The organism is Neobacillus pocheonensis (assembly GCF_050477905.1).
GTDB lineage: Bacteria > Bacillota > Bacilli > Bacillales > Cytobacillaceae > Neobacillus > Neobacillus pocheonensis_A.
The window spans coordinates 1-21,709 of record NZ_JBCNAD010000069.1; the positions used below are offsets into that span (position 1 = coordinate 1).

Genomic DNA, 21,709 nt, shown 5'->3' on the forward strand with positions numbered 1-21,709 from the left:
AGGAGGCTCCCCAGCACGCCCACGAACCGCTCGCGCCTGGAGCGGAAATCAACAGAATAGTTTAACAGAGCCTTGTTATTAAAACCTTCTTCATTTAATATGGGATGAAACTTCAAAGAAAAACTGTTATCATTTTACATAAGGCAATTTTCGCAAAAATTGTTGTTTTCCGTATAGGTTTAGAAATACGAATAACTATATACTTCGTCGCATCTTTTCGTAAGAACATTTGCGAAAATTGCCTAGAAACTTAGTAATTTACCTTTATTAAGTTCCAAAATAAACAACGTTTACGAAAAGAGCTATACATAAAGTGTACTTTCAACTAAATTCAGTTGGAAAACTTCATTTGGAATCGGAATTTTCATTGCCCGTGGTTGGAGGGATTTGGTTGGAAAAACTACAGCAATATTTCATACGGATACGGAAGTTGCTTGATATCACTTTTTTTAGGGTGCTTTTTTTTCTGGTGTTGGGTGCCGTTCTATATGTCGCTTTGTATAGTAATGTCAAACCTGAAAAAGTCGATTTAAGCTTATTTTCAGTTGCCGAAAAAACAATTCGTTCCCCAGGAACGGTAGAGGATAAAAAGAGCACAGAAAATAAGCGTAATGATGCTCTTGACCAAGTTCAGGATGTATATGCTTTAAAGAAGGAATATACACAAAATCGAGTGGATTTGATTACTTCTATTTTTCAAGCTGCAATTGAAGTAAATGATGAAATAAAAGAGGAAATGAAGAAGCAGGATGATGCCACCACTGATGAGAAACTAACTACTCCTGAGCCTAGTGTGGAAGAGAAAGTAACAAAATTAAAAGGGAAATTAACGCCCAATGTTACAAAGGATCTTTCAGATCAGGTTTTTTCGGCATTAGTACAAGCTAACAATGATGAGCTGTCAATCGCAAAGGATTTAACTGTTACAGCGATTAATAATGTAATGACCAAAAGAATCTCTGCTGATGACGTAGAAAATGCGAAGAAAAGAGTCGAAGAGGAATTAAAATATACAACTCTAAATGATAGTTTAAAACTAGCCGCCGTTGAGCTTGGGAGATATGCGGTTATTCAAAATGAGTTTTATGATCCTGTTGCTACTGAAGAACTACGTCAGCAGGCGGCAGAAAGTGTGGAGCCTGTAAAAATTCTTCAAGGGCAAATTATTGTGGAAGAAGGAGAATTGATTAATCAGGATATCTATCGACAATTAAAGCTCGTGGGTTTAATCAATAATGAAAAATCTTTTAAACCATTCATTGGGCTAATGGTCCTGATTGCTATTATTCTTTCGGCAATTTATTATTACTTTTACCAAATGAAATTTTCACCTGAAAAGAGGCAAACGTATTTATTGTTGTATGGGATGATTTTTATCCTATCGGTCTTTATTATGAAAATCATTAGTATGCTGCAAGTATTTAATTATTCATGGATTGGCTATCTATTCCCTGCTGCTATGGGGGGGATGCTCATCAAGATATTAATTGATGAAAAGCTTGCCATTCTAATGTCAATAATATTCGCGGTATGCGGCAGCATCTTATTCAATGAAGGAGTTACTGGCTCGCTTAATTTTTCAGTAGGAATTTACGTCTTATTTAGTGGTTTAGCGGGTATTCTGTTTTTGAGTAATCAGAATCAACGTTCAAAAATTTTGCAAGCGGGTTCATTCGCTGCCATTGTCAATCTATTGACCATAGTGGCATTAATGTACTTGCCAAACGGACAATATTCCGGACTTGAATATGGGTATTATTTTATAACAGCTCTTGTTTCTGGGGTCGGTTCTGCTGTTCTTACGATTGGATTACTCCCTTTCTTTGAAGCTAGCTTCGGAATCCTATCGACCATGCGACTAATTGAATTATCAAATCCGAACCATCCGCTCCTAAGAAAGATACTAATGGAAGCACCAGGTACATATCATCACAGTGTAATGGTTGCTAATTTAGCAGAATCAGCTTGTGAAGCCATTGGTGCAAATGGATTGCTGGCAAGGGTAGGAAGTTATTATCATGATATTGGTAAAACCAAAAGGCCAAACTTTTTTATTGAAAATCAAATGCATCATGATAACCCTCATGACCGTCTTCCACCGGATAAAAGTGCGCATATTATTATTGCTCATGTAACAGATGGCTCTAATATTTTGAAGAAATACCATATGCCTAAGGAAATTATAGATATTGCCGAACAGCATCATGGTACAACTCTGCTTAAATTTTTTTATCATAAGGCGAATCAAAATGGTGAAGAGATAAAGGAAGAGGAATTCCGATATCCAGGCCCTAAGGCACAGACAAAAGAGTCAGCGGTTGTAGGTATTGCTGATAGTGTAGAGGCGGCTGTCCGTTCTTTATCACAGCCTACACCAGAATTGATTGAATCGTTGGTAAAGAAAATTGTTGCCGATCGCCTGCAGGATGGCCAGTTAAACGAATGTGATATTACGATGAAAGAAATTGAAACTGTCTCACACACCTTGTGTGAAACATTAAAAGGAATTTTTCATTCCAGGATTGAATATCCAGAAATCAATAAGAAGGTGAAGCAAGCATGACATTACTAATTGACAGTATTGATGAAACGAACGAATTAACAGATGAGCAGTTGCTAGAAATAGAAAGACTAATAAATTTTGCGGCCAATAAACAGAATATCGAAGAACATAGTGAAGTATCTGTAACCTATGTTTCAAATGAGCGAATCCAGGAGATAAATCGGGAATATCGGGAAAAGGACTCTCCAACGGACGTCATCTCCTTTGCCATGGAGGAACTAGGTGAAGGTGAAGTTGAACTTGTCGGGGCTGATATGCCACGTGTTTTAGGGGATATCATCATCTCTGTACCAAAAGCTAAGGAGCAAGCGGAAGAATATGGGCACCCCTTTTTGCGTGAGTTAGGATTTTTAGCTGTCCATGGCTTTTTACATCTTTTAGGTTACGATCATATGACAGAGGAAGATGAAAAGGAAATGTTTACTTTGCAAAAGGATATTTTAAATGATTATGGACTCACAAGATAATAAAAAACGATTTCCTTTCTTGCGTTCATTTACATTTGCCATCGCTGGAATCATTACAGCACTTAGAACTGAGAGAAATATGCGGTTCCATGCTGTAAGCTCGATTATTGTATTACTTGCGTCCTATTCTTTTTCTATTTCAAGAATTGAGTGGCTGCTTATTATATTTACAATTGGCGGCATGTTTGCCCTTGAACTAATAAATTCCGCAATTGAGCGTGTTGTAGATTTAGCTACATTAGAATACCATCCACTTGCAAAGCAAGCAAAAGATTTGGCGGCGGGAGCTGTTTTTGTGTATGCTATTCTTTCTGTTGTAATTGGAGTAGTAATCTTTTTACCCTATATTTTAGGCATATTTGAAAATGGATATTGATTTCGTTAAAATGATTTAACACCTGAAATAGGTAGACAAACCGATTTATGAGAAAATTCTAACTTTTTAAAATTTTTTTATTACTTTTTTTTTACAACTAATGATTTTCTCTGATTTTTGAGTTAAAATAAAGAAACAGCAGGTTAATGCTGGAAGGGAAGAAGAAATAGTGAACACCGTTCAACTAATTGAAGAAGCAAAAAAAGCAAGAGAAAAAGCTTATGTTCCTTATTCCAAGTTTGGCGTAGGAGCAGCATTATTAACAACAGATGGAAAAGTATATCATGGCTGTAATATAGAAAATGCTGCCTATAGCATGTGTAACTGTGCAGAGCGAACTGCCCTTTTTAAAGCGCTTTCAGAGGGAGATCGTGATTTTCAACTTCTGGCTGTTATTGCCGATACAGAGCGGCCTTGTTCTCCATGCGGGGCCTGCAGGCAAGTGATTTCTGAATTATGTCCACAAAATATGAAAGTGATCTTAACAAATTTAAAAGGCGATATTCAAGAAACAACTGTCGAGGAATTATTGCCTGGCGCTTTTTCACCGGAGGATTTACATGCAAAATAATATGACGACAAATAAAGGCTATAAATCAGGATTCATTTCAATTATTGGCAGACCAAATGTTGGAAAATCAACATTTCTCAATCGTGTGATTGGTCAAAAAATTGCCATTATGAGTGATAAGCCACAGACCACAAGAAACAAGATTCAAGGAGTCCTTTCACTTTCTGATTCCCAAATGATTTTCATTGATACACCTGGTATTCATAAACCTAAACATAAATTGGGCGATTTTATGATGAAGGTTGCACAAAATACGTTAAAAGAAGTTGATTTAATTCTTTTTATGGTAAATGCCGAAGAGGGATTTGGCCGTGGTGAAGAATTTATCCTTGAAAAATTTCAAACTGTAAACACACCAATCTTTCTTGTAATTAATAAAATCGATCAAATTCACCCTGATGATTTATTACCGATTATTGAATCGTATAGTGAAAAATATAACTTTGAAGAGATAGTGCCGATATCAGCACTTGAAGGTAATAATGTGGAGCGTTTGCTTACACAAATTAAGTCCTTTTTACCGGAAGGACCGCAATATTATCCAGCTGATCAAGTGACAGATCATCCAGAACGATTCATCATTACCGAGCTGATAAGGGAAAAAGCACTTCACCTGACTAGAGAAGAAATTCCACACTCTTTAGCTGTTGTATTAGATAAAATGGAGCGTCAAGAGGGCAAAGAGATTATTCATGTCATGGCAACGGTCATTGTGGAGAGAGACTCACAAAAAGGCATTATTATAGGCAAAAAAGGCAGCATGTTAAAAGAAATTGGAAAAAGGGCCCGCGTAGATATTGAGAATCTTCTAGGGTCAAAGGTATTTTTAGAGCTTTGGGTGAAAGTCCAAAAAGACTGGCGCAACAAGATGTCCCAGCTTCGTGATTATGGCTTTAATGAAGATGAATACTAATAAATTACCCTAACTAAAATATTATCCTATTGACAAGATTATGCATGGACAACATTAACAAATTTTTCGTCTTATGATTTTTGCGCAGGCAGGCTATGATAATTGTAAGGTTTGGGATTGAACAATAGCTAGTCTAAATAACGAAAGGTGGGGTTTTCGATGATGGATTTTACGTGGAGATTATTTTCTCAGACAGGGAATATTGACACATATCTTCTCTTTAAAGAGCTTGAGAAGGAAAACCAAGAAATACCCGGTAATCTTGATGAAGAGCTAGCACAAATTGATTTTCCCGTTTCATAAGCAAGTCTTTCGCGCTCTTTAGAAGGTGACAATTATGCTTCAAAAGTGTGAAGGCATCGTCATTAGAACAACAGATTATGGTGAAACTAATAAAATTGTAACAATATATACCAGGGAATGGGGAAAGGTTGGTGTTATGGCTAGAGGTGCGAAGAAGCCGAATAGCCGTCTTTCCTCTATTACCCAACTTTTTACTCATGGTTATTTTTTAATTCAAAAAGGTTCTGGGTTAGGCAGCATGCAGCAGGGTGAAATGATCTCCTCCATGCGGTCCATCGGGGAAGATATTTTCTTAACGGCTTATGCCAGTTATATTGTCGAATTAACCGATAAATGCACAGAGGAAAAAAAGCCTAATCCTTTTCATTTTGAATTGTTATTTCAAACTCTCAATTACATGAATGAAGGCTATGACCCGGATATTCTTATGAATATTTATGAGATGAAAATGTTAAATGTGATGGGGTTGTATCCAGTGTTAAATCAATGTTCCGTTTGCGGCAATACAGACGGGCATTTTTCTTTTTCCATTCGGGAAGGCGGATTTATTTGCCATAGATGCTTGGGAAAAGATCCATACCATTTAAAATTATCACCAGCTGCAGTGAAATTATTACGCTTATTCTATTATTTTGATCTTTCAAGGTTAGGAAATATTTCCGTTAAAGAAGAAACGAAAACTGAATTAAAGAATGCTATTACGGCTTATTATGAAGAATATTCGGGTCTGCAATTAAAGTCGAAGAAATTTCTAAATTCTATGGCCCAATTTCGTAACTTATTATAGTTACCATGTTGACATTTTTTCTACTTTTAGTTAATATTTTCATTAAAATTAATAATTGCTTTGACGGAAAAGAGTACTTAGTCCACTCTATAAAAGCGAACCTAGGATAGTGGAAGCTAGGGTATAGGGCACTAATGAAGGAGTTCCTGAGCAATCTTGTGTTTTATGAACACGAATTTAAGGAGGCTGCTTTTATAGCAGCAAATAGGGTGGAACCGCGGGTAACTCTCGTCCCTATGCTATTAGGCATAGGGTCGGGAGTTTTTTATTTGAACAAAAAACGATTAAAGGAGTATTTAAAATGAAAGTAACCATGGAGCAAATTGTTTCGCACGCCAAGCACAGAGGATTTATTTTTCCGGGCTCAGAAATTTACGGCGGTCTTGCAAATACTTGGGATTATGGCCCATTAGGCGTTGAATTTAAAAATAATATCAAACAAGCATGGTGGAAAAAGTTTGTTCAAGAGTCTCCATACAATGTTGGATTAGACGCTAGTATTTTGATGAATCCCCGAACTTGGGAAGCTTCTGGACATATCGGTAACTTTAATGATCCAATGATTGATTGTAAAAATTGTAAAGCTCGTCATCGAGCCGATAAATTAATTGAAAACGCTCTTGAAGAAAAAGGCATCGAAATGGTTGTAGACGGTTTACCATTTACAAAAATGGAGGATTTGGTAAAAGAACATAACATTGCTTGTCCAGACTGCGGCAGTCATGACTTTACAGGAATCCGCCAATTCAACTTAATGTTTAAAACCTTCCAGGGTGTGACGGAGTCAAGCACGAATGAAATTTTCTTAAGACCGGAGACGGCTCAAGGTATTTTTGTTAACTTTAAGAATGTGCAGCGGACGATGAGAAAGAAGCTTCCATTTGGTATCGCCCAAATCGGTAAAAGCTTCCGTAATGAAATTACGCCAGGGAATTTTACCTTCCGTACAAGAGAATTCGAACAAATGGAACTTGAGTTTTTCTGTAAGCCAGGTGAAGAATTAAAATGGTTTGATTATTGGAAGCAATTTGCTGAAGAATGGCTGCTTTCTTTAGGCTTAAACACTGAAAACTTAAGACTTCGCGATCATTCTGAGGATGAACTTTCTCATTACAGTAATGCTACAACAGATTTTGAATTTAAATTCCCATTTGGCTGGGGAGAATTATGGGGTGTAGCGTCCAGAACTGACTATGACTTGAAGCAGCATATGGAATTTTCAGGCGAAGACTTCAACTATATCGACCCTGAAACGAATGAGAGATATATTCCGTTCTGTATTGAGCCATCTTTAGGTGCTGACCGTGTGACGTTAGCTTTCTTAATCGACGCTTATGATGAAGAACAGTTAGAGGATGGAACAACAAGAACTGTCATGCATTTTCACCCAGCTTTAGCGCCGTTTAAGGCAGCGGTATTACCGTTATCGAAAAAATTATCAGATGAGGCTAAAGAGGTTTTTGCTGCCTTATCAAAGCATTTTCCAGTCGATTACGATGAAGCAGGATCCATTGGTAAACGTTATCGCCGTCATGATGAAATTGGTACACCATTCTGTATTACTTATGACTTTGATTCCAAAGAAGATCAAATGGTCACAGTCCGGGATCGTGACACCATGGAGCAAACACGGATTTCGATTGCGGAGTTAGTAAGCTTTTTACAAGAAAAAATGGTATTTTAAATGAATGGAGTAAAAGGTGCGGTATGCCGCACCTTTTATGTATAATCAGTTATATAAGGTTTAGGTGGTGAGGACAATCGAACTGACAAAACGCCAGGAACATATCCTGCAGATTGTAAAGGAAAAAGGGCCGATTACAGGGGAGCATATTGCAGACCAATTAAGCTTAACAAGAGCAACATTAAGACCGGATCTTGCCATTTTGACAATGGCAGGCTTCTTGGATGCAAGACCCCGTGTGGGTTATTTTTATACTGGAAAATCTGGAGCACAGTTGTTAACCGAAAATCTACAAAAAATTCACGTAAAGGATTATCAGTCCATTCCAGTTGTGGTCAGCGAAAATGTTTCCGTCTATGATGCTATTTGCACCATGTTTCTTGAGGATGTGGGGACATTATTTGTTGTTGACCAAAACTCGACACTGGTAGGGGTTTTATCGAGAAAGGATTTGCTGCGCGCAAGCATTGGAAAGCAGGAGCTTACCACAATCCCTGTTAATATCATCATGACAAGAATGCCGAATATTACCATGTGCGAACGTGAAGATCTTTTAATCGATATTGCTAAAAAATTAATCGAAAAACAGATTGATGCCTTACCGGTTGTACGACAATCCGAAAAGGGTTTTGAAGTAATCGGAAGGATTACAAAAACAAATATTACAAAGGCCTTCGTTACATTAGGTGATGAATAAATAGAGGAGTTGTTTGAAAGAATGAGTTTGCCAATCATTTATGTTGTATCAGATTCCGTTGGAGAAACAGCAGAATTAGTAACGAAAGCGGCAATAAGCCAGTTTAATGGGTCTGGAATAACGCTAAAAAGGTTCCCATATGTAGAAGACAAAGAACATATCGATGAGGTGCTTTCGCTTGTATCGCTTGATAAAGGAATGGTTGCGTTTACCCTTGTCAAACCAGATATGCGTACATATATAAAAGAAAGAGCCGAGGCGGAAGGAATTTTAGCTGTTGATTTAATTGGCTCTATCATGGACAAAATTCAAATCTTTAGTGGAAAGACCCCACTATGTGAACCAGGTCTTGTCAGGAAGCTTGATGAGGATTATTTTAAAAAGGTAGAAGCTATTGAATTTGCTGTAAAATATGATGATGGAAGAGATCCAAGAGGAATCCTAAAAGCCGATATTGTTTTAATTGGTGTATCTAGGACCTCTAAAACTCCTTTATCTCAATACTTAGCGCATAAACGATTAAAAGTGGCCAATGTCCCACTTGTACCAGAAGTAGATCCTCCAGATGAACTCTACAAGGTGCCTGTCGAAAAATGCTTTGGTTTAAAAATTAGCCCTGAAAAATTAAACAATATTAGACGTGAGCGATTAATTTCTTTAGGTTTAAATGATAAGGCAAGTTACGCTAATATAGATCGGATTAAGGATGAACTAATATTCTTTGACAAGGTCATGAAAAAAATCAATTGTCCTGTGATTGATGTTACCAATAAAGCAGTGGAAGAAACGGCTAATATTATTTTAAATTATATTCAAAAAGGCAGACCCTAACACATAGTCAAGAGATTATGTGTTTTCTTTATTATAAGAAATCGAAATTTAATAAAAAAAGTTATGGCAAAATGATAATAAATGTACTATAATAAAAAATTGTGATAAAAATATATCTTTTTAGGTTTAGACTTGCATGTGAACGAATAAACTATTTATTGTTAGATGTCAAGTGGGGCCCCTGTGAAAGTCCCTGAAAAAATTCGACATAAATCCTTTTTTATAAAATTAAAAGCTAAAGAAGGATTATGCAGAATGATGTAGAATTAATACTAATATAAAAGGCATTCCTACTGTTTTAGTTGATGCAGATTCCTGCCCGGTAAAAGAGGAGATTGTCGAAATTGCAACTAAATTTCCTGCACAAGTTCTATTTGTTGCTTCCCTATGATCATCATGTAAATTTTAAGATTACATACGCACCATAAAAATATGGTGATTTAGGAAAGGAAGCTAAAAGGCCAATACCTTTCATCCAGATGATCTTGCAAAATTTATGATGGAATTAACGAAAATTTTGTCGAAATTTGCAGGAATTTAGTCAGTCAACGTAGAATTTATGTATGAACAAATGAGGTTGTTTGCATGGCGGACCGTATTGCCGAAGAAAAAATAGATCAAATTCGTCAGACAGTTGATATAGTTGAAATCATCAGCGATTATGTACAACTGAAAAAACAAGGTCGAAATTACTTCGGATTATGCCCTTTCCATGGAGAAAGCACACCTTCATTTTCAGTATCACCCGACAAACAAATTTTCCATTGCTTTGGATGTGGTGCTGGGGGAAATGTTTTTTCTTTTTTAATGGAGCTTGAAGGAATTTCATTCCAAGAAGCTGCCATAAAGTTAGCGGCCAAGGGAAATATCGAACTGGATATTAATTTAGCAGCAGCACGAGGCGAAAGTAAAGTATCAAAAGATTTGCAGACAATGCTTGATGCCCATGAACTGTTAGCTAAATTCTATCATCACTTGCTGGTAAATACAAAGGAAGGTCAGCATGCCTTAGAGTATTTGTTGGGCAGGGGATTTACCCGAGAATCGATTGATAAGTTTCAAATTGGCTATTCCTTAAATTCATGGGATTTTGTTACGAAATTCCTTTCAAAAAGGGATTTTCAACCTGAATGGATGGAAAGAGCCGGATTGATTATTAAACGTGAACGGGACGGGACATATTTTGATCGATTTAGAGATCGGATTATGTTTCCAATCTTTGATCGCAATGGAAATCCGATTGCTTTTTCTGGAAGATCACTGGGGCCAGATGAGCCAAAATATTTAAATAGCCCTGAAACAGCAATCTTTAATAAAAGCAAAATTTTATACAATTATCACCATGCAAAGCCAAGTTTAAAAAAAACGCAACAAGCTGTTCTATTCGAAGGCTTTGCTGATGTAATTAGTGCAGATCGGTCTGGAGTGGAAAATGGCATCGCTACAATGGGTACATCCTTAACAGATGACCATATTGTCCTTTTGAGGCAAAGTATCCAATCCGTAACCATCTGTTATGATTCCGATAATCCCGGAATTGAAGCTGCCTACCGTGCAGGTAATCACCTTAACGATTCGGGTTTTCAAATAAAAATAGCCATGATGCCTGATGGCATGGATCCAGATGAATATATAAAAAAATATGGTCCGGAAAAATTCCGCAAAGAAGTTATCGGTGCTGGCTTAACATGGATGGCTTTTAAATTTCTTTATTTTCGAAGGGGAAAAAATCTTCAGCTTGAAGGAGATAGGCTTGCCTATATCGAAGAAATTATTAAAGAAATTAGCAAATTAACAAATGCGGTCGAAAGGGATCACTACTTACGACAGCTTGCAGCTGAATTTTCGCTCTCGTTAGATGCCCTCAGGGAACAGCAAAAGCAGATTTTCTTTCAAGAAAAAAGAAAGTCTGCAGGGAAAAACCAAATAAATCATAAACCACTCGTAATAAAGAGGCCAGTGAATGAATTAAAGCCTGCTTATTACACTGCAGAAAGGCGTCTCTTAGCGCACATGCTAAAAGATCGTGATGTTGCTTACAAAGTTCAGGAATTATTACAGGATAACACGTTTAATATCGATGAACATCAGGCAATAATAACTTATCTGTTAGCATTTTATGAAAATCATTTAGAACCTGATTCAAGTGCATTTTTAACTTATATCCAGGATGATAATCTTAGAAGACTGGTTGCTACCATTGAAATGATGTCCATTAATGATGAGTTAAGCAATCAAGAATTAACTGATTATATCAAACAGGTGTTGAATTATCAAAAGTTGTTAAAAATAAAAGAAAAAGAGTTAGAACTAAAAGAAGCTGAAAAACAAAGTGATTTTAGCAAAGCGGCGGTCATTGCAATTGAAATTAACCAATTGCGTAAATCGCTATAGATTTTATTATGTTTCTTTGATTCTGGAAGGAGGGACCCCTTTATGGCAGCTGAAAAATCAGCCCGTTCAAAAGAGGCCGAGAATGAATTGACCTTAGAACAAGTTAAGGATCAGTTAACAGAAATGGGCAAAAAAGTCGGCGTCCTGGCCTATGATGATATAGCCGAAAAACTTGGGAATTTCGAAGTAGAATCTGATCAAATGGATGAATTTATAGAATTTCTCGGTGATCAGGGGATTGAATTAGTCGGTGAAAGTGACGAGGAAGACCCAGACATTAAAAAATTATCCAAAGAAGATGATGAAGAATTTGATCTAAATGATCTAAGCGTTCCTCCGGGAGTGAAGATTAATGATCCAGTTCGCATGTACTTGAAAGAAATTGGCCGTGTTGACCTGCTTTCTGCAGAAGAGGAAATAAAGCTAGCTCACCGCATTGAAGAAGGCGATGAAGAAGCAAAGCGTCGTCTAGCTGAAGCTAACCTTCGACTTGTTGTAAGTATAGCCAAACGCTATGTGGGACGCGGAATGCTATTTTTGGATCTAATTCAAGAAGGTAACATGGGACTTATTAAGGCAGTTGAGAAATTCGATTATCGAAAAGGATTTAAATTTAGTACCTATGCCACTTGGTGGATTCGTCAAGCAATTACTCGAGCGATTGCCGACCAAGCAAGAACAATCCGTATTCCTGTACACATGGTTGAAACGATTAATAAGCTTATTCGAGTGCAACGTCAGTTACTTCAGGATCTTGGCCGCGAACCAACTCCAGAAGAAATTGGTGAAGATATGGATTTAACTCCTGATAAGGTAAGGGAAATTTTAAAAATTGCCCAAGAGCCTGTCTCCTTGGAAACACCAATTGGGGAAGAAGATGATTCCCACCTTGGTGATTTTATTGAGGATCAGGATGCAACTTCACCGTCAGAACATGCTGCCTATGAGCTATTAAAAGAGCAGCTCGAAGATGTTCTTGATACTTTAACAGATCGAGAAGAAAATGTTCTCCGTCTACGCTTTGGACTTGATGATGGCCGTACACGGACTCTTGAAGAGGTTGGCAAAGTTTTTGGTGTAACTCGTGAGCGTATCCGTCAAATTGAAGCAAAAGCGTTAAGAAAATTGCGTCATCCAAGCCGGAGCAAACGGTTAAAGGACTTTTTAGAATAAAATATACTTTTAAAATAGTTTACTTCTTAATGGAAGTAAACTATTTTTTTGGATAAAAGGAAATGTAAGCACTTTCTGTGTTTTATTTTACTGAATTGTCTCTCATTTTGCAAATGGACATTATCAATAATTGTTGGGAAATGTTTGATTTTGTTTTAGCGAAAAAGAGATTAGTTTGTTATTGATGTTTAAAATAGTGTAAATAACCCCCGTTTTTTTAAAAAGTCAGCTTTACTGATTCATTATATTTGGATAATAATATATTTTTTAAAATTTTTAAATGTTGAGAAATTTAAAGAAATCCCCGTATAATAATAAAGAAAGCGTATACAAAAGTTGTTTTAGGGGGATGAAAATGAATTTTGATTTAACTTCTGAACAAGAAATGATAAAACGAATGATTCGCCAGTTTGCGGATGAGGAAGTAGCACCTGGTGCGATAGAACGCGATCGAAATAAGCAATTTCCTAAAGAGGTCTTTAAAAAATTAGCTGATATGGGAATTATGGGACTTCCGTTCCCTGAACAATACGGCGGTGGGGGAGCCGACACGATTAGCTTTGCCATTGTTACGGAAGAGTTAAGCAGGGTCTGTGCTTCAACCGGAATTACCTATTCTGCGCACATTTCCTTAGGTGGGGCACCGCTCAATTTATTTGGTACCGATGAGCAAAAACAAAAATATTTGACACCTATATGTACAGGTGAGTCATTTGGGGCTTTTGGTTTAACAGAACCGAACGCTGGCTCAGATGCGGGAGGGACTAGAACCTACGCTAAAGAGGAAAATAGTGAATTTATTATTAACGGTAATAAATGCTTTATCACCAATGCAAGCTATGCAAACCATTTAGCCTTAACGGCAATCACGGGTGAATCAAACGGAAAAAAAGAGATTAGTGCTATTATCGTTCCGACAAATACATTAGGCTTTTCAGTAATTGATAACTATGAGAAAATGGGCCTGAATGCATCAAACACCACAGAACTAGTACTTGAGGATGTCAGGGTTCCTGTCGAAAACCTTTTAGGTAAACGTGGTGAAGGTTTTAAGCAATTTTTAATTACTTTAGATGGTGGAAGGATTGGGATAGGAGCAATGGCTGTAGGGATAGCTCAGGGAGCTTATGAAAAGGCTCTTGCCTATGCCAAGGAAAGAAAGCAGTTTGGTAAATCTATTTCTTCCTTCCAAGCCATTCAATTTAAGTTGGCAGATATGGCCATGAAAATTGAATTAGCACGAAATATGGTTTACAAGGCTGCCTGGTTAAAAGATCAAGGAAGACCTTTTTCCAAAGAAGCAGCTATGTGTAAGTTATATGCCTCGGAAATTTGTATGGAGGTTACTAACCAGGCCGTTCAAATTCATGGCGGTTATGGCTATATGAAAGAATACCAAGTTGAGCGAATGATGCGTGATGCCAAATTGCTTGAAATTGGGGAAGGAACCTCTGAAGTACAAAGAATGGTTATTTCAAGATTAATTGGTTGTTAATAATTAAATAGGGGAATATAAAAAGAGGCGGGACAAAAAAGCTTTTTGTTAGCCTCTTTTATATTTTTACAAAGATTATAGTGATAAAATAAGTTTAGGGCTTTTCCTTCTGTTCATTTTCAAGTAAAATAAAAGTTGTTTGTAGACATTTTATTATTTACAAGGTATTCGTACATAAGGGAGGTTATTATCTTGAAGAAAAATCCGGTTATTCCTTTTATCATCATCATGGTTTTTGGTATCGGACTAATGTTTCTATTGTCTTTCAAAGGCCTTGGTGATATGAAAGAGGTCGCAAAGGATAAGGGCGAAGGCGGCGGAAATGAGAAAACAGAAGTGGCTGCCTCCAATCCAGAAGACATTTATAAACAAACTTGTATAGGATGCCACGGCGACCAGTATCAAGGGGTTGTAGGGCCATCATTAAAAGGTGTTGGCAGCAAATTTTCAAAGGATGAAATCAAGACTTTCATTACAAAAGGTAAGGGAAACATGCCGGCTGGCCTAGTTCCAGAAGAGCAAGCTGCTGCTATGGCGGATTGGGTATCTAAGATTAAGTAATCAAGCAACATATAAAAAGTCCTTTGCATCTGTAAAGGACTTTTTTATATACTAAAGGAAATACATACATATAAAAAGTGGTGGTTTTTTTGAATACAGATAAATTATCAGCTCGTTTAGCGGCGGTTGCTAAATATGTACCTAAGGGAGCCAGTATGGCTGATATTGGTTCGGATCATGCTTATTTGCCTTGTTTTTTAGCTAAAAACCAAGGTGTTCGATTTGCAATTGCAGGTGAAGTAGTGGAAGGGCCATATCAATCCGCGAAAAAGAATGTTTTATCGGAAGGCTTATCGGATGTAATCGACGTCCGGAGGGGGAATGGACTAGAGGTAGTTCAGCAAGGAGAGGTTGATTGCATTACCATTGCAGGGATGGGCGGTGCCTTAATAACAAGTATTTTAGATAATGGGAAAGAGAAACTAGATGAAGTAAGAAGACTAGTCCTTCAACCCAATATTAGTGCGATTTCAATTAGAAAGTGGTTTTTAGAAAATCATTGGCGGCTAATTGCTGAGGAAATTCTTGAGGAAGACGGGAAGATTTATGAAGTTCTAGTTGCTGAACAGGGCGAACCTTATAAGCCATATCATTCGAAGAGGGAGATGGGGCTATTATTTGGACCATTTCTCATCGAAAATCAAAACGAAGCATTTAAGAAAAAATGGACCGCTGAAAAGAGAAATTGGAAACGGATTTTTGATCAGCTGGAAAGTGCTGTTCAAACACAGGAAACTATGGAAAAAAAGCAAGACCTTTTATCAAAACTTCAGATGGTTGAGGAGGTATTGCAAGATGAAAAATCCTAACGGACATGAAATAATCCAGCTGTTTGAGCGGTTTTCACCCAAAGGCCTTGCCATGGAAGGCGACAAAATTGGCCTGCAAATTGGTCGTTTAAACAAAAAGATAGAACGAGTAATGATTGCTCTTGATGTGTTGGAAAATGTCATTGATGAAGCCATTGGAAAAAATGTTCAGCTTATTATCGCCCATCATCCGCCAATTTTCCGTCCTTTAAAAAATGTTCTTACTGATACGGTCCAAGGCCGAATGATAGAGAAATTATTGAAGCATGATATTGCTGTTTATGCTGCGCATACCAATTTGGATGTTGCTAAAGGCGGGGTAAATGATTTGCTGGCAGCAGCACTTGGCTTGGAGGATCCCGAAGTGCTGGTTCCTACCTATGATACTAAGCTAAAGAAATTAGTGGTCTTTGTCCCAGTCAGCCATGCTGATGCAATTAGAGAAGTACTAGGTGAAGCAGGAGCAGGATTTATCGGGAACTATAGCCATTGTTCTTTTTCAGCAAGTGGTACGGGCCGATTTATGCCGGGTGATGATACCAACCCCTATATCGGCAAATCTGGTGAGTTGGAAGCTGTAGATGAAATCAGAATTGAGACGATTGTTCCCGAACCGCTTCTAAAGAAGACCATTACCGCCATGATTAAGGCCCATCCATATGAAGAAGTTGCCTATGATGTGTATCCATTGGACAACAAAGGAGAGGTTCTTGGGCTTGGAAGAATTGGCAAGGTTGCTGAAATGACTCTAGGTGAGTTTGCAGAAAGGGTTAAAGCTTCCCTTGAGGTAGAGAAGGTTCGAGTCGTCGGTGATTTAAGTTCTAAGATTAAGAAGGTTGCAGTCCTAGGCGGGGATGGAAATAAATATTTCAGTCATGCCAAATTTAAGGGTGCAGATGTGTATGTGACGGGTGATATTTATTATCATACGGCACATGATGCAATGATGATGGGATTGAATATGATCGACCCAGGACACAATGTTGAAAAAATTATGAAAAAGGGTCTTACAGCTACATTGAAGAACTTATGCCAAGAATCTGGCTATGAAGTCGAAATTTTCCCTTCGGAATTAAATACAGATCCGTTTCAATTTATTTAAGATTTAAATTGAAATTTTAAAATCAAGGCAATTGGCTGCCGAAAATGAGATGAAAAAAGGTCTACGTGACCGAAACAGGGATAAGAAGAGGAATAGGGTAACGTAGAAAAGGTCTACGTGACCGAAACAGGGAAGAGAAGAGGAATAGGGTAACATAGAAAGGGTCTACGTGACCGAAATAGGGAAGAGAAGAGGAATAGGGTAACTTAGGAGTGATCTTCTAGAAGAGAAGGGCATTTGATTTACCCAAAAGCTAAAAAACGAGCACTCACGGTAAATGCAAGGGCATTTGATTTACCCAAAAGCTAAAAAACGAGCACTCACGGTAAATGCAAGAGCGATTCATTTACCCAAAAGCTAAAAAACGAGCACCTACGGTAAATGCAGGGCATTTCATCGCCCAAAAACCAATAAAAAAACACACGAAATTTCGTGTGTTTTTAATCATTTCGCAGTTCTGACCAATTTTTTGACATTACTTTTTAACTTTAGGCAAAATTTTATTCAATGGTACATTTCTTCGGCGTTCCCAAGTAGCTTTATTGTTAGGGTCAAATTGTTCAAGGAAGGAAATGACCTCCTTGGTGATCGGAGTTGGAGTAGAGGCCCCAGACGTTACGGCAACGTTTTTGGCATCTTTTATCCAGTCTATCTCTAACTCAGTTATATCGGCGATACGATAAGCTTTTGTTCCAGCGATTTCTTCAGAAACCTGTGCCAATCGATTCGAATTATTACTTTTTGGATCTCCAACAACAATAGTTACATCTGCTTGGGTTGCTTGCCCCGCAACCGCTTCTTGCCGGACTTGAGTGGCAAGACAAATTTCTTTATGGGCTTCAGCATGTGGATATTTCTCCTGAACCTTTTTCATGGTATCAGCAACATCCCACTGGCTCATTGTTGTTTGGTTCGTCACGATTAGTTTATCGCTGTTTATATTTAATGCCTCTACATCGCTAGGAGACTCAACGAGATGGACTTGTCCTGGAGCTACGCCAACTGCGCCTTCAGGCTCAGGATGCCCTTTTTTACCAATATAAATTACTTGATAACCCTGTCTTGTTTTTTCTTCAATTAAATCATGTGTTTTTGTTACATCAGGACAGGTTGCATCAATTGTAACTAGACCTTTCTTTTTTGCAAGCTCACGCACTTCAGGAGAGATTCCGTGTGCTGTAAAAATGACAGTCCCTTTATCTACTTTTTGTAAAATATCTTTACGGTTTTTCCCGTCAAGTGTGATAATGCCTTCTTCCTCGAAGGCATCGGTAACATGTTTATTATGAACGATCATCCCTAAAATGTAGATTGGACGAGGCAGTGTTTTATCTAATGCGGCATTTCGTGCTATAACCATGGCATCTACTACACCATAACAGTATCCGCGCGGTGAAATTTTAATTATTTGCATATATAGAAGTCCTCCTAAAAGACTGTGAATTAATAGACTATGTAATTATTATATAAAACTAATAGATATAATACAAAGATACAATTTTTGTGAAAAATAAGGCACTTTTATACATGTCTGTTGATTTCTGCTTCAGGCACTTCGCTTTCCGCGGGCGGTACGGCGAGCATCCTCGTCGCTTCGCTCCTGCGGGGTCTCCCCTGCCCCGTACTCCCGCAGGAGTCTTCGTGCCTTCCGCTCCAATCAACAGAGTTATATAATAAACATTTACCCTTTAACATAGCAAAAATTAAAAAGAATGCTGTTGCCAGCATTCTCTGACTATATATACATTCTTGGAACAGAAGTCCCTTTTTGTTGCGGTCGCTTAGTTTGCGAACTTGTTTGCTGAGTCTTTTTTTGTCCCGTTTTCTTTTTGGAAGTGCTAATTTCATTAGATTCCTGATTAGAGGACTCTTCCATGACAGCTTCAGTGGTTGCTTCTTTTTTATCGGTTGATTCTTCCTGACTATTAGAAGCATTTTTTAAACCTCTGTATAACTTCCACATAGCAGGAAGATTTTTTACCAATGGTCCATATTGTTGAACCATTGGACCTATGGATTGTGCGGTCTTCAATACCTGTTGAGTGTTGTTAAGCAAGCTTGTTAGCCCTCCAGGGTTACTTAAGGATTGAAGCAAACCACCGCCGCCTCCTGAAGCAGCACGCCCTGCTCCTTGCATTCCCATCATACCTCGCGCTTGATTCCCACCTCCGAGAATTCTCGAAAGTAAGCCTCCACCGCCGCCTCTATTCATTTGTGGTCTGCCCATCATTGGATTTCTTCCACCAAAGGGATTTGCAGATGCTCCCATCATAGGGCTCCTTCCACCAAATGGTCCAGCACCCATCATCTGACCTCCGCCACCAAACGGTCCAGCACCCATCATCTGACCTCCGCCACCGAACGAACCGGGCCTCATCATTTGTGGGGGCATTCCACCCTGCATGGGGAATCCTGGTCTTGGCTGCATATATAAGCCTCCTTTCTGTTTCAGTCCTTATGAATTAAAATATGCAACAATCCTAAATTGGTTTAGGTATAATGCTCAGGACAACGACTAAATTTGATTGTTTAAAAGTCGTAAATAGGTAAAAAATGATACTAAAAGAAAAGATAACTGGAGTTTTGCAATAATCTTTAATATAATTGCATGATGGATATTAAAGTGGAATGATTTGCATCGTTAAGAAAACATCTCCATAGTCATAAGATTATTTTATATAAGGAGCAATTACATGAAAGAAAATCGTTTTGATCGTTTTAAGTTTCAACCTTTTATTATAGAAGCTATTAACCATTTTGGTTTTTACGAACCAACAGAAATACAAGAGCGGATGATTCCATTAGTATTAAAAGGGGAAAGTGCCATTGGGCAATCACAGACTGGAACTGGGAAGACTTTAGCTTTTGTCCTGCCGATACTTGAACAAATCAATCCAGAGCGTCAAGAGGTACAGGCGGTCATTACAGCCCCAACTAGGGAGCTGGCTTCACAAATCTATCATCAAATTTTAAAAATTACAGAGCATTGTAATCCAGGGCAATCCATTATGACGAGATGTTACATCGGTGGAACGGACAAGCAACGAACTATAGAAAAATTAAAGGTACAGCCGCATATAGTTGTGGGAACTCCTGGAAGAATCAATGACCTTATTTCCGACAAAGCTCTTTTTGTCCATACGGCGAGTATCCTCGTTGTGGACGAAGCGGATATGATGTTAGATATGGGATTTATTGAGGATTTAGATCGAGTGGCGGCAAAAATGCCAGAAAACCTGCAAATGTTTGTATTCTCAGCAACCATTCCGGAAAAATTAAAGCCTTTCCTAAAAAAATACATGGAAAATCCAAAAAACATCCAAATAGAAGCAAAACAAAAAGCGGCACATAATTTGGAGCACTGTCTTTTACCTTCAAGGCATCGAAATAAAAAGCAGCTCGTTTATGACGCTTTGCTGGCATACAATCCCTATTTAGCGATTGTCTTTACAAATACAAAAAAAATGGCGGAAGAAGTAGCCAGATTTTTAAATGAAAAAGGGTTAAAAGTAGGTCGGGTCCATGGGGATTTAAACCCGCGTGAACGAAAAAAGATGATGAAACAGATTCAGGATTTGGAATTTCAATATATTGTAGCAACGGATCTTGCTTCAAGAGGGATTGACATCGAGGGGATCAGTCATGTCATCAACTATGAATTGCCTTCAGATTTAGACTTTTACATTCACCGGGTCGGAAGAACGGCAAGAGCAGGAAATACAGGAGTTGCCTTGACAATCTATGAGTTATCTGATGAGGATGTTTTAAACCGGTTAGAAAAAATGGGCATTCAGTTTAAAAATGTTGATCTGAAAAAAGACGGATTTGTGGAAGCAGATGAAAGAAATAAACGGAAAACTAGGGTTAGGCAAGAAGATGATGCTAATAAACTAGCCAAATCAATCGTGAAAAAACCGCAAAAAGTGAAGCCAGGCTATAAAAAGAAAATGCAATGGGAAATGGATAAAATCAAGAAGCGCCAGAGAAGATTAAATCAGAAAAAGAAATAACAAGGAAATGGAGAGGAACTCGATGTTGAAAATAGGGTCACACGTTTCGATGAGCGGGAAGGATATGTTGCTTGCTGCAAGTGAAGAGGCAGTTTCCTATGGGGCAAATACATTTATGATATACACTGGTGCTCCCCAAAATACCAGAAGGAAGAAGATTGAAGATTTAAATATTGAGGCGGGAAGAAGGCATATGGAGGCAAATGGGATTTCAGAAATTGTTGTCCATGCTCCCTATATCATCAATATTGGCAATACGACTAATCCGGATACATTTGAACTTGGTGTTCGCTTTCTTCGTTCGGAAATTGAGCGGACAGAGGCCATTGGCGCCAAGCAAATTGTTCTTCATCCAGGAGCGCACGTTGGTGAAGGTACAGAGGCAGGAATTAAAAAGATTATCGAAGGTTTGAATGAAGTATTGACAGGTAAAGAGCAGCTGCAAATTGCCTTGGAAACGATGGCTGGTAAAGGTTCAGAATGCGGGAAATCGTTCGAGGAAATTGCGATGATCATGGACGGCGTTAACTATAGTGATAAATTGTCGGTATGTTTTGATACATGCCATACACATGATGCCGGATATAATATTGTCGAAGATTTTGATGGAGTATTGAATGAGTTTGACAAAATTATTGGAATTGAAAAATTAAAGGTTCTTCATATTAATGATAGCAAAAATGCAGTAGGGATGAGAAAGGACCGCCACGAAAATATTGGTTTTGGTCATATTGGATTTAAAGCCCTTAATTATATTGTGAATCATCCACAGTTGATGGATGTTCCCAAGATTTTAGAAACACCTTTTGTCGGTGAAGATAAAAACAACAAAAAGGCACCATATAAATTTGAAATCGCGATGCTTCGTGAGCAACAGTTCGATGAAGAACTTTTGGATAAAATCCTGCAATCATAATCTACACAAAAAATAAGCTGTGCTCACTGAGCACAGCTCAGACTGTCGACAAATTCG

20 protein-coding genes and 1 other annotated feature are annotated in these 21,709 nt (G+C 38.0%); of the genes, 18 read left to right on the forward strand and 2 right to left on the reverse strand.

The features are described from left to right. The first annotated feature begins 391 nt into the window (after positions 1-391). The 16 genes from ABES02_RS27755 to ABES02_RS27830 all read left to right on the forward strand — a co-directional run bounded on the left by ABES02_RS27755 (position 392) and on the right by ABES02_RS27830 (position 16,726). A complete protein-coding gene (locus ABES02_RS27755) occupies positions 392-2,563 on the forward strand; it encodes an HD family phosphohydrolase (RefSeq protein ID WP_430141039.1) in 2,172 nt (723 codons plus the stop codon). Beyond that, positions 2,560-3,030, forward strand: coding sequence for an rRNA maturation RNase YbeY (ybeY, locus tag ABES02_RS27760; RefSeq protein ID WP_430141040.1), 471 nt, complete (start codon positions 2,560-2,562; stop codon positions 3,028-3,030). Before ABES02_RS27755 ends, ybeY begins: the two co-directional genes overlap by 4 nt. Next, positions 3,008-3,406 carry a diacylglycerol kinase family protein gene (locus ABES02_RS27765; RefSeq protein ID WP_430141041.1) on the forward strand — a complete coding sequence of 133 codons (399 nt, stop codon included), beginning with the start codon at positions 3,008-3,010 and terminating at the stop codon, positions 3,404-3,406. The genes ybeY and ABES02_RS27765 overlap by 23 nt, the downstream gene beginning before the upstream one ends. 169 nt (positions 3,407-3,575) lie before the next feature. Then, the gene (locus ABES02_RS27770; protein WP_430141042.1) at positions 3,576-3,977 is read left to right on the forward strand and encodes a cytidine deaminase; all 402 of its coding nucleotides are present in this window, start codon (positions 3,576-3,578) and stop codon (positions 3,975-3,977) included. Beyond that, positions 3,967-4,890 carry a GTPase Era gene (era, locus tag ABES02_RS27775; protein ID WP_430141043.1) on the forward strand — a complete coding sequence of 308 codons (924 nt, stop codon included), beginning with the start codon at positions 3,967-3,969 and terminating at the stop codon, positions 4,888-4,890. The genes ABES02_RS27770 and era overlap by 11 nt, the downstream gene beginning before the upstream one ends. Before the next feature lie 159 nt (positions 4,891-5,049). Next, positions 5,050-5,193 (forward strand): YqzL family protein, encoded by a 144-nt coding sequence (locus tag ABES02_RS27780; RefSeq protein WP_430141044.1) that lies wholly within the window; start codon positions 5,050-5,052, stop codon positions 5,191-5,193. A gap of 34 nt (positions 5,194-5,227) precedes the next feature. Further along, on the forward strand, positions 5,228-5,980 hold the full coding sequence (recO, locus tag ABES02_RS27785; RefSeq protein WP_430141045.1) for a DNA repair protein RecO: 753 nt from the start codon (positions 5,228-5,230) through the stop codon (positions 5,978-5,980). A 51-nt stretch (positions 5,981-6,031) separates the two neighbouring features. After that, positions 6,032-6,219: a binding site (T-box leader), on the forward strand. A gap of 62 nt (positions 6,220-6,281) precedes the next feature. Continuing rightward, positions 6,282-7,664, forward strand: coding sequence for a glycine--tRNA ligase (locus ABES02_RS27790; protein ID WP_430141046.1), 1,383 nt, complete (start codon positions 6,282-6,284; stop codon positions 7,662-7,664). A 64-nt stretch (positions 7,665-7,728) separates the two neighbouring features. Further along, positions 7,729-8,361, forward strand: a complete 633-nt coding sequence (locus ABES02_RS27795; RefSeq protein WP_430141047.1) for a helix-turn-helix transcriptional regulator — start codon at positions 7,729-7,731, stop codon at positions 8,359-8,361. 21 nt (positions 8,362-8,382) lie between these two features. Then, a complete protein-coding gene (locus ABES02_RS27800; RefSeq protein ID WP_430141049.1) occupies positions 8,383-9,192 on the forward strand; it encodes a pyruvate, water dikinase regulatory protein in 810 nt (269 codons plus the stop codon). Between the two features lie 585 nt (positions 9,193-9,777). Then, on the forward strand, positions 9,778-11,586 hold the full coding sequence (gene dnaG / locus ABES02_RS27805; protein WP_430141051.1) for a DNA primase: 1,809 nt from the start codon (positions 9,778-9,780) through the stop codon (positions 11,584-11,586). A 42-nt stretch (positions 11,587-11,628) separates the two neighbouring features. Next, positions 11,629-12,759, forward strand: coding sequence for an RNA polymerase sigma factor RpoD (rpoD, locus tag ABES02_RS27810; protein ID WP_430141052.1), 1,131 nt, complete (start codon positions 11,629-11,631; stop codon positions 12,757-12,759). Between the two features lie 355 nt (positions 12,760-13,114). Then, on the forward strand, positions 13,115-14,254 hold the full coding sequence (locus ABES02_RS27815) for an acyl-CoA dehydrogenase family protein (RefSeq protein ID WP_430141053.1): 1,140 nt from the start codon (positions 13,115-13,117) through the stop codon (positions 14,252-14,254). 192 nt (positions 14,255-14,446) lie between these two features. After that, positions 14,447-14,815: a cytochrome c550 gene (gene cccA, locus ABES02_RS27820; RefSeq protein ID WP_430141054.1), complete on the forward strand. Its 369-nt coding sequence runs from the start codon at positions 14,447-14,449 to the stop codon at positions 14,813-14,815. Positions 14,816-14,904: 89 nt separating this feature from the next. After that, positions 14,905-15,624, forward strand: coding sequence for a tRNA (adenine(22)-N(1))-methyltransferase (locus tag ABES02_RS27825; RefSeq protein WP_430141055.1), 720 nt, complete (start codon positions 14,905-14,907; stop codon positions 15,622-15,624). Then, complete coding sequence (locus ABES02_RS27830) at positions 15,611-16,726, forward strand: Nif3-like dinuclear metal center hexameric protein (protein WP_430141056.1); 1,116 nt, start codon at positions 15,611-15,613, stop codon at positions 16,724-16,726. Before ABES02_RS27825 ends, ABES02_RS27830 begins: the two co-directional genes overlap by 14 nt. A 475-nt stretch (positions 16,727-17,201) precedes the next feature. Here ABES02_RS27830 and ABES02_RS27835 read toward each other — a convergent pair whose 3' ends face one another. Continuing rightward, the gene (locus ABES02_RS27835) at positions 17,202-18,140 is read right to left on the reverse strand and encodes a 4-hydroxy-3-methylbut-2-enyl diphosphate reductase (RefSeq protein WP_430141057.1); all 939 of its coding nucleotides are present in this window, start codon (positions 18,138-18,140) and stop codon (positions 17,202-17,204) included. A 321-nt stretch (positions 18,141-18,461) separates the two neighbouring features. After that, a complete protein-coding gene (gene vrrA / locus ABES02_RS27840) occupies positions 18,462-19,154 on the reverse strand; it encodes a VrrA/YqfQ family protein (RefSeq protein ID WP_430141058.1) in 693 nt (230 codons plus the stop codon). Between the two features lie 265 nt (positions 19,155-19,419). Between vrrA and ABES02_RS27845 the strand changes: the two genes are divergently transcribed. Further along, on the forward strand, positions 19,420-20,736 hold the full coding sequence (locus tag ABES02_RS27845) for a DEAD/DEAH box helicase (protein WP_430141059.1): 1,317 nt from the start codon (positions 19,420-19,422) through the stop codon (positions 20,734-20,736). Positions 20,737-20,758: 22 nt separating this feature from the next. Beyond that, positions 20,759-21,652 carry a deoxyribonuclease IV gene (locus ABES02_RS27850; protein WP_430141061.1) on the forward strand — a complete coding sequence of 298 codons (894 nt, stop codon included), beginning with the start codon at positions 20,759-20,761 and terminating at the stop codon, positions 21,650-21,652. The last annotated feature ends 57 nt before the right edge of the window (positions 21,653-21,709 follow it).